Source organism: Nostoc sp. UHCC 0252, assembly GCF_034931145.1.
Taxonomy (GTDB): Bacteria; Cyanobacteriota; Cyanobacteriia; order Cyanobacteriales; family Nostocaceae; genus Nostoc.
This window is the reverse complement of sequence record NZ_JAYGHE010000083.1, coordinates 1-20,369: the sequence shown is the minus strand read 5'-3', so window position 1 is coordinate 20,369 and position 20,369 is coordinate 1. Positions and strand designations below refer to the sequence as shown.

The following is a 20,369-nucleotide window of genomic DNA, read 5'->3' as shown; positions in this document are numbered from 1 at the left end:
TTGACGGAAAAAGTGGGTAGCTAGTTCGCTTACCCCTGCTGATTCAGAAGCTAATTCTGGGAAACCTTAATTTGTGAGAGCGAGAGGCTTTTGCCAGAAGGAACTAGAATTAGGAAACACCTAGCTGGGTTCTTCTGAATTTTGAAATTAGGAGTGCATGTGTGCCAAAATCCCCTAAATATTTGCTGATTGGCTCAACCGAGACTTATAGCGGTAAATCTGCAACTGTTCTGGGTTTGTCTCATCAGCTACAGCAAAAAGGACTGGATATTACCTACGGTAAACCGCTTGGTACGTGTCTAAATTCGTCTAGTGGAACCGTAATTGAGGAGGATGTCCAATTCATCGCTCTTAGCCTCAATTTGCCGGAAAACCGTGTTGCACCTACAATGCTGGCTTTGGATGAACTCAATGTGCAAAAGCGCTTACGAGGAGAAGACAAAACCGATTATCAGCAGTCTCTAGTACAGCAATATTTGCATAAATCCCAAGGAGATTTGGTCTTACTAGAGGGGCCTGGTGATTTTTCCGAAGGCAATTTGTTTGACTTGTCTTTGCCGCAAATGGCTGAAGTATTAGATGCTGGCGTGTTGTTAGTAAGCCGCTATAAATCGTTGCTTTCAGTTGAAGCACTATTGGCTGCTAAAGGGCGTGTAGGCGATCGCTTGATGGGAGTTGTCATCAATGATATCCCTCTCACCCAACTAGAAGCGGTTGACACTCTCTTGCGTCCGTTCTTAGAACAGCAGGGAATCCCTGTGCTAGCAATGCTGCCGAATAGCGATTTGCTCCGTAGTATCAGTGTTGGTGAACTGGTGAAACAGTTAAAGGCTGATGTTCTCTGTCGAAACGATCGCCTAGATTTATTGGTCGAAAGTTTAGCAATTGGAGCGATGAATGTCAACTCAGCCGTCAAATATTTCCGCAAACGCCGAAATATGGCAGTTGTAACAGGAGGCGATCGCGTGGAAATTCAGCAAGCGGCTTTAGAAACTTCCACCCAATGTCTAATTCTCACCGGGCAACTACCGCCGCCGCCGTTCATTCTCAGTCGTGCTGAAGAACTAGAAATCCCCATTTTATCTGTTGACTTAGACACCCTCACCACTGTAGAAATTGTTGACCGCACTTTCGGACAAGTCCGCCTCCACGAACCGGTTAAGGTTCATTGCATTCGCCAGTTAATGTCTGAGCATTTTGACATTGACCGATTGTTATCTCAACTGGGTTTAACTCCCGCAGCAGCATTGTCTTAAATTCATCAACGTGAACAATTAAGAGCGCCAATGCTCAGTTATCAGTTAGGTAACTGTATTACTGCTGAGGGTACAGCTGGTTCGCCGTCACCTCCCAGGGGACGGCGTACTGTCTCCTTCCGCCCCATAGCTGGGACGTGCTTAGTTGCAGCAGCTAATCCAAAGACAGGCATATTCCCGTAAATAGCTTTATATCTTCCCGGTTCTATTAAATAAGTTTCGTGCCAAATGCCAACACTGCCATCAACACCAATGGCTTGATTAAACCTTTGCCAAGCTTTTAAATGTGCATCGGCTGGATTTCTAGCAAAACGCTCTAAATCCTCAAACGATCGCCAATACTGAATCAGTCCTACCCCTCGCCAGTAAACAAAAGCTTCTCCTCCTAAAAACCCTTTTTCAGGATTCTGATTAAGGCTTTGTAGCATGGGCGACATTGCCATCGCCGTGGGAATCCATTTGGAAAAAGCGAATAATTTATTAACTCGCATCCCAATCAGAAACACAACAAAGGGTTCATCAATCTCGGCTGTAAATCGTCCCGGTATTACTTGAGGCATCTCTGGCTCCTTGTTGCTTGAGTTACTATGCAATTAGTTGCATATAACTATCTTTATGCAATTAGTTGCATAAGTCAAGTGGTAAATTAAAAATTATGGCATTAGCGCACGCAATATTAGCAGCTCTGGTTGAAGCACCCTGTAGTGGGTATGATTTAGCAAAACGATTCGATGGCTCTGTAGGCTTTTTCTGGTCGGCAAGTCACCAGCAAATTTATCGGGAGTTATCAAAGCTAGAAGATCAAGGATGGATTAGTTCTGAGACAATTCTCCAAGCAGGACGGCCAGATAAAAAGCTCTACAGCGTTACAGACTTAGGACAACAGCACCTCCAAGGGTGGATTGCTCAACCTTGTGAACCCACACCGATTAAAGATGATTTACTGGTGAAAATTTTTGCTGGTCATATTGTTCCTAACGAGATTATCTTGGCAGAGCTAGAACATCACCAAAAAGCCCATCTAGAAAAGTTGTCTACGTACAGAGATTTAGAGCAGCGTTACTTTCAGGACTTGCAAAAGTTACCAGAAGCAGCCAAATTTCAGTATTTGACTCTCTTGAATGGCATTACTTATGAAACAAATTGGCTAGCCTGGTGTAATCAAGCAATGGAGTTATTGAACCAAACAGTCGAAAAATTGTAGCAATGTCTAACTCAAGTTTTCCTCGCACCTACACGCTGTTTGGTAAAATATCTGGGTCGTTTAATCGGATTATGTCTATCTTTGAGCCAATCAACAGACCTTATTAACCTAGACACATTAGCGCAAGAACTGGCTACCATCCAGCAAACGGGTTCTAAAAGAATCGCCTTGTTGGGTTCTCGTCATGTTCCGATTACGCACCAGAATCTTATTGAAATGATGACTTATGCCCTAGTTTTATCGGGTAATCGCATCATTACTTCTGGTGCTACAGGGACAAATTCAGCGGCCATCAAGGGAGCAATGCGGGCTGATGCAAATTTGTTGACGGTGATTTTACCCCAAAGCCTGGAACGCCAGCCTTTAGAATCGCGCCAGCAACTAGAACAGGTAATGCATTTAGTGGAAAATCCCAGTAATGATAGTCTGTCTCTTGCCGAAGCTAGTTACCTGTGCAACAAGGAAATTGTCTCCCGTTGCCAGCAACTGATCTGTTTTGCGTTTCACGACAGCCGCACCCTGTTGCAAACTTGCCAAGATGCAGAAGAACAAAGAAAAGTGGTAACGCTTTTCTACTTTGATTAGTCATTTGTCATTTGTCTTTTGTCATTTGTATTTGACTCATGACCAATGACTGATGACTGATGACTAATAACCAACAACAATAAGTAATGATAATTTTTTTGTACTCGATCGCTGCTGCCGTCGTTCTAATTTACCTGCCATTTTTGGTAGTAGCTTATGCCCGTGTGCGTATTGGCAAGGAAATGCTTGCTACTCCTCGCGCGATGGTTGATAAATTGCCACCTTATGCCCAACGAGCTACTTGGGCACATCAGAACACCTTTGAAGCGTTTATGATATTTGCCGCAGCCGCATTAATGGCTTATGTAACTGGTGTAAATTCTTTTACAGGGCAAATAGCTGCGATCGCCTTTTTAGTGGCTCGTTTCCTATACTCGATTTTTTATATTTTGAATATACCCCCTTTGCGATCGCTCATGTTTGCTATTGGCATGGTTGGCTCTATCACTCTGATCTTCTTGAGCATCATCCAAGCTACTAATTAAGTGGGGAATGGGGAATGGGGACTGGGGAATTGGAACAAGCAAGGAGAGGAGTTTTCCCCCAAGTAAGAGCAGCACCCCGCCCGTCTGTCTCTTTGCAATACCCAATCTAAAATCCAAAATCTAAAATCTAAAATGTTTTATGGCTTCTACATTTTCCTTTGACATTGTGAGCGACTTTGACCGACAAGAGTTAGTTAACGCCGTCGATCAAGTGATACGAGATATCAAAGGTCGTTACGACCTCAAAGACACTGAAACTACTGTCGAGTTGGTCGAAGAAAGCATTAACGTTAGTACTGACAGCGAGTTTACCTTAGATTCTGTACACACCATCCTGCGAGAAAAAGCCGCCAAGCGTAACCTCTCCCAAAAAATCTTTGATTTTGGCAAAGTTGAATCAGCTAGCGGTAATCGCGTGCGTCAAGAAATCAAACTCAAAAAAGGCATAAGTCAAGAAATCGCCAAACAAATTTCCAAATTGATTCGAGACGAATTCAAAAAAGTACAAGCCTCAATCCAAGGTGATGCCGTGCGGGTTTCTGCCAAATCTAAAGATGACTTACAAGTAGTCATGCAGCGCCTGAAACAAGAAGACTACCCAGTTGCTTTGCAATTTACAAACTATCGTTAAAAGATTTGCATGGTGGGTACTACCTACCCAAACTGAGTTTTGTGAAGATTTTTTGTTTGGATCTAATACACGGTAGCTAAAAGGGCGGTTAGAAACCGCGTCTACACAGGTAAAACCCGCCTGCACGGGTTAAAAACCTTAATTTTTTTGTATTATCTTAGCCCACGGAGGTGGGCTTTGTTTGTGTAGCTGCGGTTTCTAACCGCCGAGGCTTAACTTGACACCCATGCACTTACTACAATCAAGCCCCTCCGCCAATACTTTTTTGAAATGCCGGACGCTCAGATAACTGCTTGATATAGTTCAACACCTCTGGGTAAGGGCTAAGGTCTAGCTTCAGCATGATGGGAATATAACTCAGAATAGAACCCACTCCCACATCAGCAACAGTGAACTCATTACCCAGCAAAAAAGGCTGCCTACTGAAAATTTCATTTAACGCATTCAACAAGCGAGGCATTTCTCGCTCCCGATTTGCTTCTACAAAAATCCCTGTAGCTAGGGTAGAATTGCCAAACAACACCCACTGGGAAAATACAGCACGTTCCTCTAATGAAAGTGGACTTTTACTGTACTTCTCAGCAAGATACAGCAAAATTGCCCCAGATTCCCAAAGCTGAAAATCCCCATCAACAATTGCTGGAACTTTACCAACTGGGTTAATTGCCAAATATTCAGGCTTAAGGTGTTCACCCGCCTGCATATCGAGTTTGACGAATTCGTAAGGAACTTGTATTTCCTCTAAATACCATTGAACAATTGAGGCTCGACTGCGAGCGCCACCGTAAAGTTTGAGCATAATTCCTTAAAGAACTTTGTGAGTGTGAGAATGCTGTTTAACGTTATCTTCTTTCGTTACAACTCTAGCGGCATTTAGCACTCGTTTGCGCTCAATGGAATACTTGAATTCAGTGTAGTTTGTACCTAATGGAATCAGGGATTTTGCAGATTCACGACGCTTGTATGTACGAGCTGCTGCAAATGCCCGTGGTACAAATTCTTCTCCAAACTGAGCCGACTCTGGGAAGCCATCAGGCAGCAGTTGTGAATCGCCATCTAACAAAGATCCCAAAGTTGTTGCATGAGCCAGCTTATAGGAGGTAGGAATGCCCTTTAAAAGCGCTTCCAGAGCCGCAGAAGGAATCGGTTCTATAACTTCGATTTGATAAACTTCTCCATCTTCTTTAACGAAACAGGTTGCCAAGCCGATAACAATGTAGTCATCGGTTGCTAAATCAGGAGCATTGGGATAGGAAATTGCAGTTGTCATTGGAAAATTTCTCAAAACTTAAAAATTAAATCTAGATGCTGGGGAATGGGGAATGGGGAATGGGGAAGAATGAAAAATTACCCCTCTGCTTCCCTACTTCCTGCTCTCCCCGGATTTCTCATCTCTAAAAAGAATGGCTTGTTGGCATTCTACCAATTTGTCGCTCTCACTAATTGACTAGTCTTTGAGATTGGTCTTGCTTAGGACTTATGCAGAACTACGCGCAGCAGGAGCAATTTATGAATTGCCCTCACTGCAAAATCAGGGTTTGGGCTATTTTTTGCGTAAATCCTGTTGCTATTTCTGGAATTCACCTTCGGGATCATGTATCCATAATTAGGTTTGAGGAGCAATTATTTAAGGCGTAGATTTCTCTTGTGCGGCTAGGTTAAGTTCCCTCTTTAGATGGCTTTCATGTAACCCTAAGTACCTTAACAATAGACACAGTGATAAAACCACTACTGAGAAAAAACTAGAGTTTACTTTTACAAAGCATGGATTTCAGGCAGGGAAAGATGAATATTCACTCATTTTTAGCTGACGATGACCAGCCGCGCAACCAATATCAATATGTTTTAAATAATACAAAGAAAGTTAAAGAAAACAGGAAAAACGATCGCAGCGCATCTACTTTAGGAAATAATCATTTACGCTCTTTTGCTTTGAAGTCGGCTCAACAAGGAGACTATACTGAGGCGATCGCACTTTTAACCCAGCTAATTTACCGCCATCCCCACAATGCGGTTGATTACAACAACCGGGGGCTAATTTATTTCCAAAGTGGTGAAAGGCAAAAAGCTCTTTACGACTATAATACCGCCCTTAGACTTGATCCCTATTTGGCTAGTGCTTATAATAACCGGGCAAATTACTACGCGGCTTGTGGAGAATTAGCAACAGCACTTACCGACTACGATCAAGCCATTGATTTAAATCCCCGCCATGTCCGGGCGTGGATTAACCGGGGCATTACCTGCCGTGACTTGGGGCGATACGAGGAGGCAATTGAGAATTTTGAGGTAGCACACCTTTTCGGTCAACTAGAAGGTCATATCTGGGCTGAACGCGGTCGGACTTACCATCTTTGGGGTGACTGGAATTGTGCGATCGCTGATTACCGTCGTGCCCTCACTCAACTGCCTGATCTCGAAATAACTAGGGACGTTACTGGTTCTCGTTTGCGTTTACAAATCGAAAACTGGCTAAACGATTTGTTATCTCCTAAACATCCTATTTGGTAGATTAGTCCTCCTGGGGGATTCAAAATTCAAAATAATTGATTAAATTTTGAATTAGATTTTACTAATAGATGATAACTACATAGCTAGCTATTCAAAAATTAGCTATCAACCATTATTTATTAGCAACAATATAAATTAACACCCGGTTTTTACGTACCTGAAATTACAAGAAACCTAAATAATCTCAAATTCGCCATTTCTTTGAAATTAATCTTAAGGCGATGATGTTTGTTCATCTTGTAGACGGTTCTTATCCATCAGCACGACCCGACGCTGGTTAGGAGGAAATCGGAATCCTTCTTGTTGCATAATGCTCTTAGTTTGCTGAGGATCGAAGTTACGGCTAAATTCTACCTGCAAACCATTGACGTGTTCTTCCATCAACTTGACTTCAGTATTAATTTCTCGCAACTTATCTTGCTGTAGCCAATGATAAGGCAAAAGTTGTGATAAAGCAGATGCTGCAACGGCTGTAACGACAAGATTAACCGCTATTTTGGCTGTGCTTTCCAGTGCCATCACTTGGTAAGAACGTTGACGAAGATGCCGCTTTGGTCGAGGAATAACCCGGCGTTTTTGTATAGGTTGTAACGGTGGTCTGGAGGGTTGAATCGCGCTCATGATGCTAAAAGATAACCTCGCTTAGTGAAGAGAAGCACTATCAAAAGTGCTGAGTTCCGAGTGCTGAGTAAAAAAAGCAATAATCGCACTCAACCTCAAATCACTTCTGAATAGCGAGTGCCCCGGTTTAAAGTCGGAAGATTCATAAGTACTACTTCTTACTCATTACTTCTTCCTCGGCACGGGCTAAACGCCTCGCTACCGCTAACAGCACTCAGCACTCAGCACTTCTGAATGCTTGTATTTAGCTGTCATATTACTTCATTTTTTTGAAATAGCTACAAGTGTTATACCAGTTAAAAAATAACCTGGCTTACGTAAGTGCCAGTTTTTTAGCTACTTATGGCATAAAGCCACAAGAAGAAAAGAAATTGCACCCCGTACTGCCAGGATTATTAGCTTTTTAACTGTGTCACATCGTAGGCTTATTTGTAAAGTTCTGTGGCTAATCGCCAAGCTAGAACTCCTGGGATCAGCGCTACAACTAGAGCGATGTAGACTTGAGTATCCGAGATGGAAGATATCTGAGCGATGTACAGAGTATCTAAGATAGGCATGGCTGAAAACCTCCTAAACTGAATAGATTTTGAACAGTTCGTTTACTACTTTTCCTTGTTTTGCCAGAATTGTGGAATATCTTGTTACAAGATGCAACAAAAGCAGTTATTAATCAGTAGTCCTTGTCTATTCTCCATTAAAAAAATTTATAAAAATTATGAATTTGTATTTGGGTATCGACTTCGGCACATCTGGCGCACGAGGCATGGTGATTGACGAGGAAGCCTATTGTATTCAGGCTGAGGTACGATATCCATTCAAGGACTCACCAGCCACCGTTACGCCCAAAATTTGGCAGGAGGCTTTATTTGTGCTGGTGGAACAAATACCTGAGCAATTGCGGGGAGAAATTAAAGCGATCGCAATTAATGGTACTTCTTCCACCGTCTTACTGGTCGATGCTGCTGGCAATCCAACAGATGCAGCATTGCTGTACAACGATGCGCGGGGATCATTAGTGCTAGAGCATTTGAGGAGTATCGCGCCCCCCAATCATACCGTGTTGAGTGCCACCTCCAGCCTCGCCAAACTTTTGTGGATGATGCAACAACCCTCTTTTAGTGAAGCTAGATATTTCCTGCATCAAGCAGATTGGCTGGCGTTTCTCCTACATGGACAGTTGGGAATTAGCGATTACCATAATGCTTTAAAGCTGGGTTATGACGTGGAAGAGTTGAAATACCCAGAATGGCTAGAAAAATTGCAAATACCGATTCAGCTACCCAAAGTTTTACCTCCTGGTACTCCCATTGCCCAATTGCGTCCTGAGATTGCGGATAAGTTCGGTTTCCGCCGTGATTGTCTGGTGTGTGCAGGTACAACTGATAGTATTGCGGCTTTTCTTGCCAGTGGAGCAAAATTACCTAGTGAAGCCGTGACTTCCCTTGGTTCAACATTGGTACTAAAGTTGTTAAGTCGTACCCGTGTAGAAGATGCCAGATATGGAATTTACAGCCATCGGTTGGGTGATTTGTGGCTGACTGGTGGTGCTTCTAATACTGGAGGTGCAGTACTTAAGCAATTTTTCACCAAGGCTGAGTTAGAAAGCCTTAGTCGGGAGATTGATGCATCAAAAGCCAGCGAGTTAGATTATTATCCGTTATTGAAGGCAGGCGATCGCTTTCCGATTAACGATCCCAATTTACCTCCACGTTTGTCACCACGCCCAGATAACCCAGTGGAATTTTTGCATGGGTTATTAGAAAGTATTGCCCGCATAGAAGCACGAGGGTATGAATTATTACAGCAAATGGGAGCAGACAAGTTGAGCCGTGTTTATACTGCTGGTGGTGGCGCGGCGAATGATACTTGGACTGCAATTAGGGCGCGTCATTTGCAGGTTCCTGTAGTCGCGTCAGTGTACACAGAAGCAGCTTATGGAACGGCGCTGTTGGCGATGGGAGGCGGAATTAAGGGTGAACAAGAGTAATTGTGTAACAATCTTTTCGTAGGTATTTCGTAAATCAGTATCTATCCCAGTGACAATCTACATATCTCGGCCGATACTGTGATTATTAGATACCGGACTATAGATTCCAGGTTCATGATCTGGGCAGCTATTCGGGGATGGGTGCTTCGCCACAAGCGAATGTCATCTGTCCCCTTTACTAATTACTAGTGTGAGTTCTGAGGGATTAGGAGAAAAAGGTTTGACCTGCGCGATCGAGATTATCATCTAGAGAAAAGGTGAGGCTGCGGACTCGAATCTCGTTACTTTTAATATTTAGTGGCTGTGTCAAGTCTTTGGGGTATATCAAAAACGCTTGCTTGCATTTTGTTGTGTTGGCGTAGCTGATCATTTGATGAATATCTGTATATCCTGCCTGTTCAGGGGCTTTATACTTTGTATCCAAAACTGCTACTGTTTTGCCAGTATCAGCATCACACAGTAATATAGCGTTTCCTAAGCAAGTGAGGTACATCCAAACCTTGTTTAATAAGGTTAGTAGCTTTGAAAACGTACCTCACTAGGTCGGGAACCGCTATATATCTATATTGAAGTGCCGATTTGGACTAATTTCTATTGGATGTTGCTGTTTGAAAAAATAGCCTTGCGGCGTGTTTTTCTTAAGCCATTCTGCAACAAAAACTTTCCGCAAATCAAAGTTATTTAATTGTTCTTAAGTTCTTCAATTACCTTTTGAACATTTGGCTTTATAGTTTTTATTTGCTCTCGAAAGTCATATCTTGAACTTTGAATTTTACTTTTAACTTCTTCTATCCAAGCATCATCATCCTTTCTAATCAACGCAAATACATTTTTAATTTCAGACAACCAATATTCAAAACCTATATCAATATTCGACCAATCAAATACTCTTATAACTAAGTCAAACCAGTTATATTCATTGAATTTTATAATCTTATTTTCAATCGAAAGATCGAAACCTATATCTATTTCCTTCGCTTCGGTAGCAATTGCCTTTGAAAATAAACCGTATAATTTCAGAGTTCTTTTTATCTCATTAGTTACCATCCGCATTACAATTCCATTCTTACCAGAAAGTTCTTTAATCAGTTCACTATAATTATTTTCAATGTTTGCATATATTATATTTGTTGAACGACCTATTTTTCTTTCTGAAATTGCGTTACTTGTGATAACTTCTAAAGCTTTATCTATATATTCTAACACTACGCTTTCACAACGATCAGGCAATCTTATACTAATTGATTGCCAAAAATCGTTATAAATACTATTGAAAATTTCTTGCTTTCCAAAAGATATTATCTTTGTTCCATCAAGACGTTCGTCATCAACACTACTGAGAGAGATTATACGTATATTTTCCTCAATTTCTTGATTTAATACTGCTTTCAAGTCCGAAAGGTCTTTCTTTCCTCCTTGATCTGCTTTAGTCAAAAGAATAATAACTTTATATTTTGATTTTAAAAATTCTTTGATTAAGTTGATCTCAAAATCTTCAATTCTAGATCCACCAACTTGTACGCAATAGAAAACAGTATGAAACCATTGTTCAGGACTCTTATCTACACCTCTTTTTGCAAGTTCTTCATCTAAAACACTTTTCCATAGATCAGCTTTATCAATTTCAATTCCCCAAGAGTCAAAAATTGTTACTGGCAAATCTTCAATCATAAAGTTAGTTGGGTGAAACCCTGTAGAGGTTACTGGTTTTCCAGTACCAGTTTTCCCCACTTTATTACCAAATAAATAATTCAACAATGATGTTTTACCAACTCCAGATTTTCCAGCTATTACAATATTGTATTTAGACTTTTGCTCAACATGAATTTGTTTCAAAGTAATACCCCACACTAACAATTTCAATACTTCATCATCAACAACGTCACAAGGAAAACTAAGAAATCTATAACGTCGCAAAAATTGCAGATTATCGGGAATTGTGCTAACACCAGGAAGCAAAACAGGAATTATAGGTATCTTTGTTTCTACACATTGTTGTACTAGCGATTCTAATTCCAGAACTTGCCACCGACCTAATCCTTTTTTACCAATAAATATGATAGCAGACTTAACTTGTGGAATTGCCTCTTGAATTTCATATTGGAAAGAAGACCCAGGAGGAATTTGCTCCTCATCTAACCACGTTATTAGTTCAAGCTGCTTTAGTTTATTAGCGATCATTCTTACTTGTGGTTTATCCTCACTATTGTGAGCAAGGAAAACATCGAATTTTCGTTGATTCATTCTTCAAAGCTTCCTTTTTTATTCGTTCACACCAGCAATAGTCGCCAAAGCCTGAGCATACTCTTCTAAACCCACACGCAAAGCTTCCAATTCATATCGTGCTGTCATTTCTTCAGACCAACCCTGCTCATGTTCTTTAGGACTCATCCCCACAGGTCTCCTTCCTTCCCACGCCTGCAATAACGGATGCCATTTCGACAAAAAAGGTCTTAATCCATTATTTAATACAGCAATGGCAATTCCCCCCACAGAATCATGAGAAGCACCCACATCTGGCCCGGCTGTTTTGAGAATTTCGCGGGTAGTGCCAAATAAACTATAGAGAGAATTCAAAGCTTCCCGGACTAAACCCTGGTCAACTTCCAAAGGCTGAACCGCAATACGTGTAACAAGTTCAATATAGAGTGACCATGCAGCCTTGCGTTCTGTGGAGTCAGTTTCCCACTCCGCAGAACCAATGCCAAAGGGAAGGCTTACAGATACTTTTTTAATTTTTGCTGGATCAAATCTGGGCATAAATTTATAGTAATTAACTTGATTATAATCACTCCCCTCTTCTTTTTGACAAATCAGTTAAATCGCTTTTGTATTTGTACTTAATGTATTTTTGATTAAAGCTTTTAGCTCTAGCACTTGAACTTCCAATACTGCCGTTCTTTGGAGAAGCCAAGGTTATCCTATTAAGGCCTCATAGTTCTGTAACGGTTGGTAAATATTGTGATCTGTCATCAATCTCTTCAATTTTTATCTGACCGTCTTTTGTCACTTATTTTATACCTCTTTAAGTAGAACATTCACTTACCGTTATTAAAATGGGAGCGCCTTAACACCTATCACATTTAGGAACTAAAATATAGCTTGCTACCGCAGGCTTTATCTGTCTAACCCCAGACTTCTAAATGTTAATTTTTTAACGAACCGCCAAGGATGCTAAGGACGCAAAGCAAGAGAAAGAAGAAATGCTTAACCAAAATTGAGTTCTAACTAGCTTACCGTCGCTAAGGTAACGACTGTATTAAACGATCGCAGTAATTAATGATAAAAGAACGCCAAATTGTGGGTTGAAAGTAACCGGATGCTGCGGCGCTATAGTGTAGAAGCTAATGACAGCAAGCGTAACACGGAGATAAAAAGTGCAAATCACTAAGCGCAATGTTGAATTAAGAGTAGATGGCAGCTTAATGCGTGTTTATGTAGCGGCTCCCAAAGCAGCAGGAAAATACCCTGGTATTGTCTTCTACAGTGATATTTATCAGTTAGGTGATGCAATGATTCGTCTAGCTAACTACTTAGCAGGATACGGCTATGTAGTAGCAGCCCCAGAAATTTTTCACCGAATAGAGCCAGTTGGTTCAGTAATAGAGCCAGACGATCTGGGAAGGATGCGGGGTAATGACGATGCTCGTCGAACCTCGGTAGCTGATTATGATGCCGATTGCCTTGCTGTGATTGAATTTCTGAAAACAGAGAGTGCGGTTTCTCCAAATCAAATAGGCACTCTCGGCTTTTGTATTGGTGGACATTTAGCATTCCGTGCAGCATTTCAAAACGAAATTCAGGCTTGTGTCTGCTGTTATCCTACTGGGATTCCCAGTGGCAAACTGGGTAAAGAGGTAGCCGATACAATCCAGAGGGTAAGTGAAATCAAAGGTGAGATGCTAATGGTATTCGGTACTCTTGACCCTCATATACCAGATAGCGATCGCCAAATCATAATCAAAGCAATCGAGAATGCTAACATCCCTCACCAAGTTTTCTTGTATGAAGCAGAACATACATTCATGCGCGACGACGGTTATCGTTATGATTCTAGTGCTACCACCGCAGCTTGGTCTGAAATAGTAACTTTCTTGGGGCGCATATTTGCAGATTGAAAACTTATATTATTGCTTTCTTCGCGTCAAATTTGAGTTGTCTGCAAAGCTAATAACGCAGCACCATAAGCAGGTTCATACCTCGGAAAGATCACATTTACATTAGGAAACTTCTTAACAAGAGACGCTGCAAATCTTTCATGGATCTTGCATCTACCGCGCCACACACTTCCTGTTGTAACTACTTCTAAAGCTGAGTCGGCAGTAAAAATTGCATGAATTACTGTAGATGTAGCTTTGACTAACTCTTTTACAGCATCATCAATTATGATATTCGCTACTATATCACCTGATGCTGCTGCAAAATCTACAACTGGTGCTAAAGCCGCAATCTGTTTAACTCCCCATTCTCGGCGATATATTACTTCTATTAAATCTTCTATACTTTCCAAATCAAGATGCTGTTTGAAACCATCTATCAAACTCGTTGAATTTTCCCGTCCATCATAAGATTTTAATGCTGCATTCATGCCTGCGATCGCAATTTTATAAGCGCTACCTTCATCACCTAAAATATACCCCCAGCCGCCGACTCGCTTAGTATGTCCTTCATGATTTCGACCGAAAACTATCGAACCAGTACCTGCTGCAACCACAATTCCTACAGGCTGACCAATTCCACCAACTAAAGCAATTAAAGCATCGTTACAAATTACAATATTGGCTGGTTGTAATGCCCAATTAATAGGCAATTTGTTATTCTGTAACCCTTTAACTAAACCTTTCACTACTTCGATATCTGTTGCACGACCTACACCTGCTAAACCCAAGCATATCGCGTCAATCTTTAGAGTATTTGTAATTATTGTTGCCTCAATCGCATTGTGAATTGCTGTTTGAATAGATTGTAAAGTAGCTTCGATACCTATACTCTGATAGTTAGATGGGCCTGCTTCACCGCGACTTAACACTTGACGCAAATCATTCATCAAGACACAAACAGTCTTGCTACCGCCGCCATCTATTCCTAAAACATAACTCATGAACTGTAATAATGTTAATTATTTTGACGCTTCGGTTCTTCTTTTAAAGGAATAAAAAACAAAGCAATCATCCCAGGAATTGTGAGGAAACAGATCAAGACAAAAAATAGTGGATAGCCAAGTTCTTTCTGTAAATAACCGCTAACTAAGCCTGGTAACATCATTCCTAAAGCCATAATGCCAGTAGATATAGCAAAATGAGAAGTTTTATATTCACCTTGGCAAATATACATTAAATAAACACTAAAAGCTGTAAATCCAAAACCATAGCCAAATTGCTCCAAGGAAACTAAGGGATAGACTAATGTTAGTGAAGGCTTAGTATAAGCCATATACACATAAAATACATCAGGTAAATTCAATGCTAAAGCCATAGGGAATAAACATTTTTTTAATCCATATCTAGAAATTAGCAAGCCTCCTAAAATTCCTCCACAGATTAGGGATATTACCCCAAATGTACCGTAGACTAACCCGACATCTGACGTTGATAGCCCTAAACCGCCTACTTCTGGTTTGTCCAATAAAAATAAAGAGGCTATTTTCACAAGCATTGCTTCACCAAGTCTGTAAAGCAAGATAAATGCTAAAATACTTATAATTTTATCTTGAGCAAAATATGAGCTAATGATTGACAAAAATGGTATTTTTTCTGTAGCCCGTAGCTGTTGTTTATTATCTGATTCAGGTAAGGGTAAAAATAGGTGATGAGAAATAAATAAGATTGCTAAAATTAAAGCTGAGAAGCCAATAGCTATAGTCCAGCTTAAAGGAATATTATTGAGTGATACTTCAAGCTGACCTGCTAAGACTACTAATATCCCTGAACCGAAGATAACAGCAAGTCTATAAGAAAGTGAACGAATCCCGACAAAGAAGGCTTGTTGTTCTGGAGATAAAGCGAGGAGGTAAAAGCCATCTGTGGCAATGTCATAAGTTGCAGAAATAAAAGCTCCTATTGTTAATGTTGCGAGGGAGATGAAAAAGAAATTTGGGAGTTGTAAGGAAAAAGCTATCAAACCCAAGCAGCAGAACATGGCAAATTGGGTGTAAATTATCCATTGGCGTTTGGTAGAGTAAGTATCGACAATTGGGGCCCAAAACATTTTGATGACCCAAGGTAGATAGAGGAAGCTTGTCCACAGGGTAATTTGAGTATTATCTATTCCGAGTTTTTTGTAAAAGATTACGGAAACTGTGTTGATGATAATGTAAGGGATGCCGGAGGTGAAATAGAGGGTGGGGATGAATTTCCAAGGGGAGGTTGTTTGGTGTTTCATGGATTTGGGGAACGAACCGCGAAGGCGCGAAGTGCGCGAAGGAAGAGTTAAGAAGAAGAAAGGATAATGCGTTTGATGCCTTGTTTAAGGATGGGGACGTTAAAGTTGATCAGAAGGCCAAGGCGATGTTTGGTCATTTTGAGGTACGAGAGGACTTGAGCTTCGTGAATGGGAGCTAAGTTTTGAACGGCTTTTAATTCAACAACTACAACATCGCCAACAAGAAAATCTAATTGTCCTTCGCCAACAGGATGTCCTTTATATTCCACTGCTACTGGATGTTTAGACTTATGAGGTATCCCACGCATTATAAATTCCAGTTTCAGGGCCTTGTGATACACCTCCTCCAAAAACCCTGGCCCCAAAACCCTATGCACCTCAATCGCTGCTCCAATCACAGCATACGCTAGCTGCTCTGGCTCATCACCAAGCTGCCTCATCCTTCTTTCCTCTTCCTTCGCGTACTTCGCGCCTTCGCGGTTCGTTTCCATCAATCCCTCTCCAACCCTATGGCAAAATTTATTAAAGTCCTTCCTTAGTTTTCCCGCATGACCGCAACCATTCCCAATCTCCCCAGTCTCTACGACCCCTTTTCCACCGAAGCCAAATGGCAAAAATTCTGGGAAGACAACCAAGTTTACAAAGCTGACCCCAACCAAGGCGGCGAACCCTACTGCATCGTCATTCCCCCCCCGAATGTCACCGGCAGCTTACACATGGGTCATGCCTTTGAAAGTGCCTTAATTGATACCCTCGTGCGCTACCACCGGATGCAGGGACGCAATACCCTATGGCTACCCGGAACTGACCACGCCAGCATTGCTGTGCATAGTATGCTGGAAAAGCAACTCAAAAAAGAGGGTAAGACTCGCTACGAATTGGGGCGCGAGAAATTCCTAGAACGCGCTTGGCAATGGAAGGCGGAGTCTGAGGGAACGATTCTGAATCAGCTACGACGCTTGGGTGTCTCGGTGGACTGGTCACGGGAAAGGTTTACCCTGGATGAGGGTTTATCTAAAGCTGTTGTCGAGGCGTTTACTCGCCTTTACGAGGAAGGCTTAATTTATCGTGGTGAATATTTAGTTAACTGGTGTCCCGCTTCTCAGTCGGCGGTGTCTGATGTGGAAGTGGAAAATCAAGAGGTGAATGGAAATCTCTGGCACTTCCGCTATCCTCTCACCGATGGTTCTGGTTTTGTGGAAGTGGCGACAACTCGACCAGAAACGATGCTGGGTGATACGGCGGTAGCGGTTAATCCCAATGACGATCGCTACAAACATCTCATTGGTAAAACTGTAACTCTGCCAATTCTACAACGAGAAATTCCCATCATTGGCGATGAATTTGTTGACCCGGCTTTCGGCACGGGTTGCGTGAAGGTAACTCCCGCCCATGACCCGAACGATTTTGACATGGGTAAGCGTCACAATCTGCCGTTGATTAACATTATGAATAAAGACGGCACTCTCAACGCCAACGCTGGGGAGTTTCAAGGACAAGACCGCTTTGTTGCTAGAAAAAATGTGGTTTCTCGCCTAGAAGCAGATGGCTTTTTGGTGAAGATAGAAGATTATAAGCATACCGTTCCCTACAGCGATCGCGGTAAAGTACCTATTGAACCCCTCCTCTCAACTCAGTGGTTCGTCAAAATTCGCCCCTTAGCTGATAACACTCTCGAATTCCTCGACCAACAAACTTCTCCAGAGTTTGTTCCCCAACGCTGGACTAAGGTTTATCGTGATTGGCTAGTAAAACTAAAAGATTGGTGTATCTCTCGCCAATTATGGTGGGGACACCAAATTCCGGCTTGGTACGCTATCAGTGAAACGGATGGGCAAATTACTGATAATACGCCCTTTGTAGTGGCAAAATCGGAAACTGAAGCTTGGGAGAAGGCTAAATCACAATTTGGCGAAAATGTCAAGCTCGAACAAGATCCAGATGTGCTGGATACTTGGTTTTCTTCTGGACTCTGGCCGTTTTCAACTTTGGGCTGGCCAGAACAAACTCAAGATTTAGCGACTTACTACCCAACTACTACTTTGGTGACAGGGTTTGACATCATCTTTTTCTGGGTAGCCAGAATGACTATGATGGCTGGGCATTTTACGCAGCAAATACCTTTCCAAACAGTTTACATCCACGGCTTAGTGCTGGATGAAAAAGGTCAGAAGATGTCAAAGACCAAAGGTAATGGCATTGACCCGTTGTTATTAATTGACAAATATGGTACTGATGCGCTGCGGTATACCTTAATTAGAGAAGTGGCTGGCGCTGGTCAAGATATCCGCCTGGAATACGATCGCAAAAAGGATGAATCAGCATCGGTGGAGGCATCCCGCAACTTTGCAAATAAGTTGTGGAATGCTGCCCGCTTTGTGATGATGAATTTGGATGGACAAACGCCGCAACAATTGGGGAACCCAGTAGCGACAGAATTGAGCGATCGCTGGATTATCTCGCGGTATCATCAAGTTATCAAACAAACCACGAATTACATCGATAATTACGGTTTAGGGGAAGCAGCTAAGGGACTCTACGAGTTTATTTGGGGTGATTTCTGCGATCAATATATTGAACTGGTGAAATCTAGATTGCAAGCAGATGCCGACCCCGCATCGCGGCGGGTAGCACAGCAAACCCTTGGCTACATACTGGAAGGAATTTTAAAACTGCTTCATCCGTTGATGCCTCATATTACCGAAGAAATTTGGCAAACTCTCACCCAACAACCAGCAGATTCCCCGCAAACTTTACCGTTACAAACATATCCCCAGGTAGATGCAAATTTAATTAATTCAGCCTTAGAAGAGCAGTTTGAATTACTGATTGCTACTATCCGCACAATTCGGAATTTGCGCGCAGAAGCGGATATTAAGCCAGGGGTAAAAGTGACAGCGAATTTGCAAACTGAAAGTGAAAAGGAGCGGGAAATTCTCACTGCTGGACAGTCTTATATTAAAGATTTGGCGAAGGTTGAGACTTTAACTATTACCGACAAGCAAGAAAACCAAACTGTTGCTGCGAAAAAACCTCAGAGGGGTTTGAAGACAATTGGCTTAATTATCGTGGCTATTATCTTTGGTAGATTGGGTTTAGCTGCGGGAAATGCCATTGATGACATTCCCATCGTCGGAACTTTCTTTGAACTAGTTGGTTTTGGTTACACAGCGTGGTTTGCTAGCCAAAATTTACTCACTGCTCAAGCAAGACTTAGGTTATGGAGCCGATTTTTCCCGCAGAGAGAATTAGAACAACCACAAGAACCAGAAAATGCGATCGCAGGTGTGATTGGTACAATACAAGTGCTAATTCCTCTAAGCGGTGTGGTAGATATTGAAGCTGTGCGTGCCAAGCTAGAAAAAAGCTTGAGTAAAGCTGAAGCCGAAGTTCAATCCCTGAGTACCAGATTAAACAATCCTAGTTTCGTAGATAGAGCTAGGGCTGACGTGGTACAGGGAGCGCGGGATGCCTTAGCAGAAGCACAGAAGCAAGCTGAAATTTTGCGCGATCGCCTCAAGGGATTGTCGTAGGCATAATCTGCGTGGCTTAGGATAACTGTAATGGGTAATGGCAATGTCAATAATTCCCAATTACCCATTACCAATTAACAAGATCCAAAATATCAATTCTAGGACTTATGATTTTATTAAATTTTTTTAATTTTTAATTTTTAATTTTTAATTGGAGCGAAGCGACCCTCATGCTATATCTAGCCCAGGTGCGTAAAAACGATTTTTTAGACCAGCACCAGTTACGCTTATTGGCGCGTCAAGAAGCTGATAACTTGTGGGCGATAATTCCAGAAGAGGCTTTCATTCTGCTAGGAAAAGGAAAGATCATGAGTGAGAACTTGCTGGTTTTAGTAGAACTTTCCCCTACAGGCGAAATTGAAAAAATAGAAGACGCTACCAACTGGGTACTACATCTAGTACAAAGCTACCTCACCATTGGCATTACCCCAGAATTTTTGCAGCACGAAGCCGAACGAGCAGAACATTGGCGACAAACCCTGACGTTGCAAAACCAAGACTTGGCGCGGCGTTCCTTAGAATTGGAAGCAAGACGTGAGCAAATTCAAGCTTTAGAAGAAAGCCTCAAACGTGAAAAAAACGGTTATCCGCAAGAGGAAAGTTGAAAGTTAAAAAGTTACAGTAGCCCAGAAGCATGTAGGGACACAAAATTTTGCGTCCCTACGTAGGTTTATGCTAAGTTAATTGTCTTAGCAAAATTAGGCAATCACAGTAATATTTTCACTACTAAGCGCTACCTTATTGGAGAACTGGGCTATTTGAACTTGTGCTGTACCGCCCAATCCATCTTTATCAAAGAATAAGTTACCCGTACTTTGATTGTAGATGAAGCGATCGCTTGCGGCTGTGGCGATCGTACCAATTCGGAACAAGCCCGGATCGAGTATCATATCCTGAGATTGGCTTAGTGCGAATTCTGTCTTAGAAATGAAGATAGTATCATCTTCAACAGTAAAATCAGTTATCGTATCATAGCCTCCAGTGCGGGTGTCAGTGAGATATAAGCTATCTTGCCCACTTCCACCAGTCAGCGTATCTCGACCAATTCCACCAAATAAGCTATCGTCACCTGCACCGCCTAATAAGCTGTCGTTGCCTGAATTACCAAAGAGGCTATCATTACCATCTGCTCCCGATAATGTATTAGCACCAGTATTTCCAAACAGGATGTTATT

General features: G+C 41.8%; 21 protein-coding genes and 1 pseudogene. 10 read left to right on the top strand and 12 right to left on the bottom strand.

Annotated features, from left to right (window positions below; translation table 11 throughout):
• The first annotated feature begins 161 nt into the window (after nucleotides 1–161).
• Nucleotides 162–1,256, top strand: a complete 1,095-nt coding sequence (locus VB732_RS30290; protein ID WP_323234560.1) for a phosphotransacetylase family protein — start codon at nucleotides 162–164, stop codon at nucleotides 1,254–1,256.
• 41 nt (nucleotides 1,257–1,297) lie between these two features.
• Here VB732_RS30290 and VB732_RS30285 read toward each other — a convergent pair whose 3' ends face one another.
• On the bottom strand, nucleotides 1,298–1,816 hold the full coding sequence (locus VB732_RS30285; RefSeq protein ID WP_323234559.1) for a DUF4188 domain-containing protein: 519 nt from the start codon (nucleotides 1,814–1,816) through the stop codon (nucleotides 1,298–1,300).
• A 95-nt stretch (nucleotides 1,817–1,911) separates the two neighbouring features.
• Here VB732_RS30285 and VB732_RS30280 point away from each other — a divergent pair, with 95 nt between their 5' ends.
• From VB732_RS30280 to VB732_RS30265, 4 genes are all read left to right on the top strand, one after another.
• On the top strand, nucleotides 1,912–2,460 hold the full coding sequence (locus VB732_RS30280) for a PadR family transcriptional regulator (RefSeq protein ID WP_323234558.1): 549 nt from the start codon (nucleotides 1,912–1,914) through the stop codon (nucleotides 2,458–2,460).
• 81 nt (nucleotides 2,461–2,541) lie between these two features.
• Complete coding sequence (locus VB732_RS30275; protein WP_323234557.1) at nucleotides 2,542–3,045, top strand: DNA recombination-mediator protein A; 504 nt, start codon at nucleotides 2,542–2,544, stop codon at nucleotides 3,043–3,045.
• An 86-nt stretch (nucleotides 3,046–3,131) separates the two neighbouring features.
• Entirely contained in the window at nucleotides 3,132–3,530 is a 399-nt protein-coding gene (locus tag VB732_RS30270) for an MAPEG family protein (protein WP_323234556.1), read from the top strand.
• A gap of 139 nt (nucleotides 3,531–3,669) precedes the next feature.
• Nucleotides 3,670–4,161, top strand: a complete 492-nt coding sequence (locus VB732_RS30265; RefSeq protein WP_012411046.1) for a YajQ family cyclic di-GMP-binding protein — start codon at nucleotides 3,670–3,672, stop codon at nucleotides 4,159–4,161.
• A gap of 241 nt (nucleotides 4,162–4,402) precedes the next feature.
• Here the strand turns inward: VB732_RS30265 and VB732_RS30260 are convergent, their stop codons facing one another.
• Both VB732_RS30260 and VB732_RS30255 read right to left on the bottom strand, forming a co-directional pair.
• Nucleotides 4,403–4,960, bottom strand: a complete 558-nt coding sequence (locus VB732_RS30260; RefSeq protein ID WP_323234555.1) for a glutathione S-transferase family protein — start codon at nucleotides 4,958–4,960, stop codon at nucleotides 4,403–4,405.
• A 6-nt stretch (nucleotides 4,961–4,966) separates the two neighbouring features.
• Nucleotides 4,967–5,431: a hypothetical protein gene (locus VB732_RS30255; protein WP_323234554.1), complete on the bottom strand. Its 465-nt coding sequence runs from the start codon at nucleotides 5,429–5,431 to the stop codon at nucleotides 4,967–4,969.
• Between the two features lie 515 nt (nucleotides 5,432–5,946).
• Between VB732_RS30255 and VB732_RS30250 the strand changes: the two genes are divergently transcribed.
• Nucleotides 5,947–6,672, top strand: coding sequence for a tetratricopeptide repeat protein (locus tag VB732_RS30250; protein ID WP_323234553.1), 726 nt, complete (start codon nucleotides 5,947–5,949; stop codon nucleotides 6,670–6,672).
• 213 nt (nucleotides 6,673–6,885) lie between these two features.
• Here VB732_RS30250 and VB732_RS30245 read toward each other — a convergent pair whose 3' ends face one another.
• On the bottom strand, nucleotides 6,886–7,293 hold the full coding sequence (locus tag VB732_RS30245) for a hypothetical protein (protein ID WP_323234552.1): 408 nt from the start codon (nucleotides 7,291–7,293) through the stop codon (nucleotides 6,886–6,888).
• A gap of 425 nt (nucleotides 7,294–7,718) precedes the next feature.
• Nucleotides 7,719–7,808 carry a photosystem I reaction center subunit XII gene (gene psaM / locus VB732_RS30240; RefSeq protein WP_040630342.1) on the bottom strand — a complete coding sequence of 30 codons (90 nt, stop codon included), beginning with the start codon at nucleotides 7,806–7,808 and terminating at the stop codon, nucleotides 7,719–7,721.
• Nucleotides 7,809–8,008: 200 nt separating this feature from the next.
• Between psaM and VB732_RS30235 the strand changes: the two genes are divergently transcribed.
• The gene (locus VB732_RS30235) at nucleotides 8,009–9,280 is read left to right on the top strand and encodes an FGGY-family carbohydrate kinase (protein WP_323234551.1); all 1,272 of its coding nucleotides are present in this window, start codon (nucleotides 8,009–8,011) and stop codon (nucleotides 9,278–9,280) included.
• Nucleotides 9,281–9,485: 205 nt separating this feature from the next.
• Here the strand turns inward: VB732_RS30235 and VB732_RS30230 are convergent, their stop codons facing one another.
• From VB732_RS30230 to VB732_RS30220, 3 genes are all read right to left on the bottom strand, one after another.
• Nucleotides 9,486–9,773 (bottom strand): 5-methylcytosine restriction system specificity protein McrC, encoded by a 288-nt coding sequence (locus tag VB732_RS30230; RefSeq protein WP_323234550.1) that lies wholly within the window; start codon nucleotides 9,771–9,773, stop codon nucleotides 9,486–9,488.
• Nucleotides 9,774–9,961: 188 nt separating this feature from the next.
• On the bottom strand, nucleotides 9,962–11,524 hold the full coding sequence (locus tag VB732_RS30225; protein ID WP_323234549.1) for a TIR domain-containing protein: 1,563 nt from the start codon (nucleotides 11,522–11,524) through the stop codon (nucleotides 9,962–9,964).
• A gap of 18 nt (nucleotides 11,525–11,542) precedes the next feature.
• Nucleotides 11,543–12,040, bottom strand: a complete 498-nt coding sequence (locus VB732_RS30220; protein ID WP_323234548.1) for a hypothetical protein — start codon at nucleotides 12,038–12,040, stop codon at nucleotides 11,543–11,545.
• Nucleotides 12,041–12,657: 617 nt separating this feature from the next.
• Here VB732_RS30220 and VB732_RS30215 point away from each other — a divergent pair.
• Entirely contained in the window at nucleotides 12,658–13,398 is a 741-nt protein-coding gene (locus tag VB732_RS30215; protein WP_323234547.1) for a dienelactone hydrolase family protein, read from the top strand.
• Nucleotides 13,399–13,424: 26 nt separating this feature from the next.
• On the opposite strand, the gene VB732_RS30210 is transcribed toward VB732_RS30215, so the two are convergent.
• Genes VB732_RS30210 through VB732_RS30200 form a run of 3 tightly spaced genes read right to left on the bottom strand, consistent with a single transcriptional unit; the run spans nucleotide 13,425 to nucleotide 16,152 of the window.
• Nucleotides 13,425–14,381, bottom strand: a complete 957-nt coding sequence (locus VB732_RS30210; protein WP_323234546.1) for an N-acetylglucosamine kinase — start codon at nucleotides 14,379–14,381, stop codon at nucleotides 13,425–13,427.
• A gap of 14 nt (nucleotides 14,382–14,395) precedes the next feature.
• On the bottom strand, nucleotides 14,396–15,661 hold the full coding sequence (locus VB732_RS30205; protein ID WP_323234545.1) for an MFS transporter: 1,266 nt from the start codon (nucleotides 15,659–15,661) through the stop codon (nucleotides 14,396–14,398).
• Nucleotides 15,662–15,708: 47 nt separating this feature from the next.
• On the bottom strand, nucleotides 15,709–16,152 hold the full coding sequence (locus tag VB732_RS30200; RefSeq protein WP_323234544.1) for a GxxExxY protein: 444 nt from the start codon (nucleotides 16,150–16,152) through the stop codon (nucleotides 15,709–15,711).
• A 57-nt stretch (nucleotides 16,153–16,209) separates the two neighbouring features.
• Here VB732_RS30200 and VB732_RS30195 point away from each other — a divergent pair, with 57 nt between their 5' ends.
• Together VB732_RS30195 and VB732_RS30190 are read left to right on the top strand one after the other, a co-directional pair.
• On the top strand, nucleotides 16,210–19,194 hold the full coding sequence (locus VB732_RS30195; RefSeq protein WP_323234543.1) for a valine--tRNA ligase: 2,985 nt from the start codon (nucleotides 16,210–16,212) through the stop codon (nucleotides 19,192–19,194).
• 170 nt (nucleotides 19,195–19,364) lie between these two features.
• On the top strand, nucleotides 19,365–19,799 hold the full coding sequence (locus VB732_RS30190; RefSeq protein ID WP_323234542.1) for a hypothetical protein: 435 nt from the start codon (nucleotides 19,365–19,367) through the stop codon (nucleotides 19,797–19,799).
• Nucleotides 19,800–19,892: 93 nt separating this feature from the next.
• On the opposite strand, the pseudogene VB732_RS30185 reads toward VB732_RS30190, so the two are convergent.
• Nucleotides 19,893–20,369: pseudogene (locus VB732_RS30185) on the bottom strand (furin); the annotation flags it as partial.

Coding starts and splice junctions, on each gene's coding strand:
- VB732_RS30220 (WP_323234548.1), bottom strand. CDS start 12,040: ATGCCCAGATTTGATCCAGCAAAAATTAAAAAAGTATCTGTAAGCCTT.
- VB732_RS30245 (WP_323234552.1), bottom strand. CDS start 7,293: ATGAGCGCGATTCAACCCTCCAGACCACCGTTACAACCTATACAAAAA.
- VB732_RS30260 (WP_323234555.1), bottom strand. CDS start 4,960: ATGCTCAAACTTTACGGTGGCGCTCGCAGTCGAGCCTCAATTGTTCAA.
- VB732_RS30225 (WP_323234549.1), bottom strand. CDS start 11,524: ATGAATCAACGAAAATTCGATGTTTTCCTTGCTCACAATAGTGAGGAT.
- VB732_RS30280 (WP_323234558.1), top strand. CDS start 1,912: ATGGCATTAGCGCACGCAATATTAGCAGCTCTGGTTGAAGCACCCTGT.
- VB732_RS30200 (WP_323234544.1), bottom strand. CDS start 16,152: ATGGAAACGAACCGCGAAGGCGCGAAGTACGCGAAGGAAGAGGAAAGA.
- VB732_RS30230 (WP_323234550.1), bottom strand. CDS start 9,773: ATGTACCTCACTTGCTTAGGAAACGCTATATTACTGTGTGATGCTGAT.
- VB732_RS30250 (WP_323234553.1), top strand. CDS start 5,947: ATGAATATTCACTCATTTTTAGCTGACGATGACCAGCCGCGCAACCAA.
- VB732_RS30190 (WP_323234542.1), top strand. CDS start 19,365: ATGCTATATCTAGCCCAGGTGCGTAAAAACGATTTTTTAGACCAGCAC.
- VB732_RS30285 (WP_323234559.1), bottom strand. CDS start 1,816: ATGCCTCAAGTAATACCGGGACGATTTACAGCCGAGATTGATGAACCC.
- VB732_RS30265 (WP_012411046.1), top strand. CDS start 3,670: ATGGCTTCTACATTTTCCTTTGACATTGTGAGCGACTTTGACCGACAA.
- VB732_RS30255 (WP_323234554.1), bottom strand. CDS start 5,431: ATGACAACTGCAATTTCCTATCCCAATGCTCCTGATTTAGCAACCGAT.
- VB732_RS30205 (WP_323234545.1), bottom strand. CDS start 15,661: ATGAAACACCAAACAACCTCCCCTTGGAAATTCATCCCCACCCTCTAT.
- VB732_RS30210 (WP_323234546.1), bottom strand. CDS start 14,381: ATGAGTTATGTTTTAGGAATAGATGGCGGCGGTAGCAAGACTGTTTGT.
- VB732_RS30195 (WP_323234543.1), top strand. CDS start 16,210: ATGACCGCAACCATTCCCAATCTCCCCAGTCTCTACGACCCCTTTTCC.
- VB732_RS30270 (WP_323234556.1), top strand. CDS start 3,132: ATGATAATTTTTTTGTACTCGATCGCTGCTGCCGTCGTTCTAATTTAC.
- VB732_RS30235 (WP_323234551.1), top strand. CDS start 8,009: ATGAATTTGTATTTGGGTATCGACTTCGGCACATCTGGCGCACGAGGC.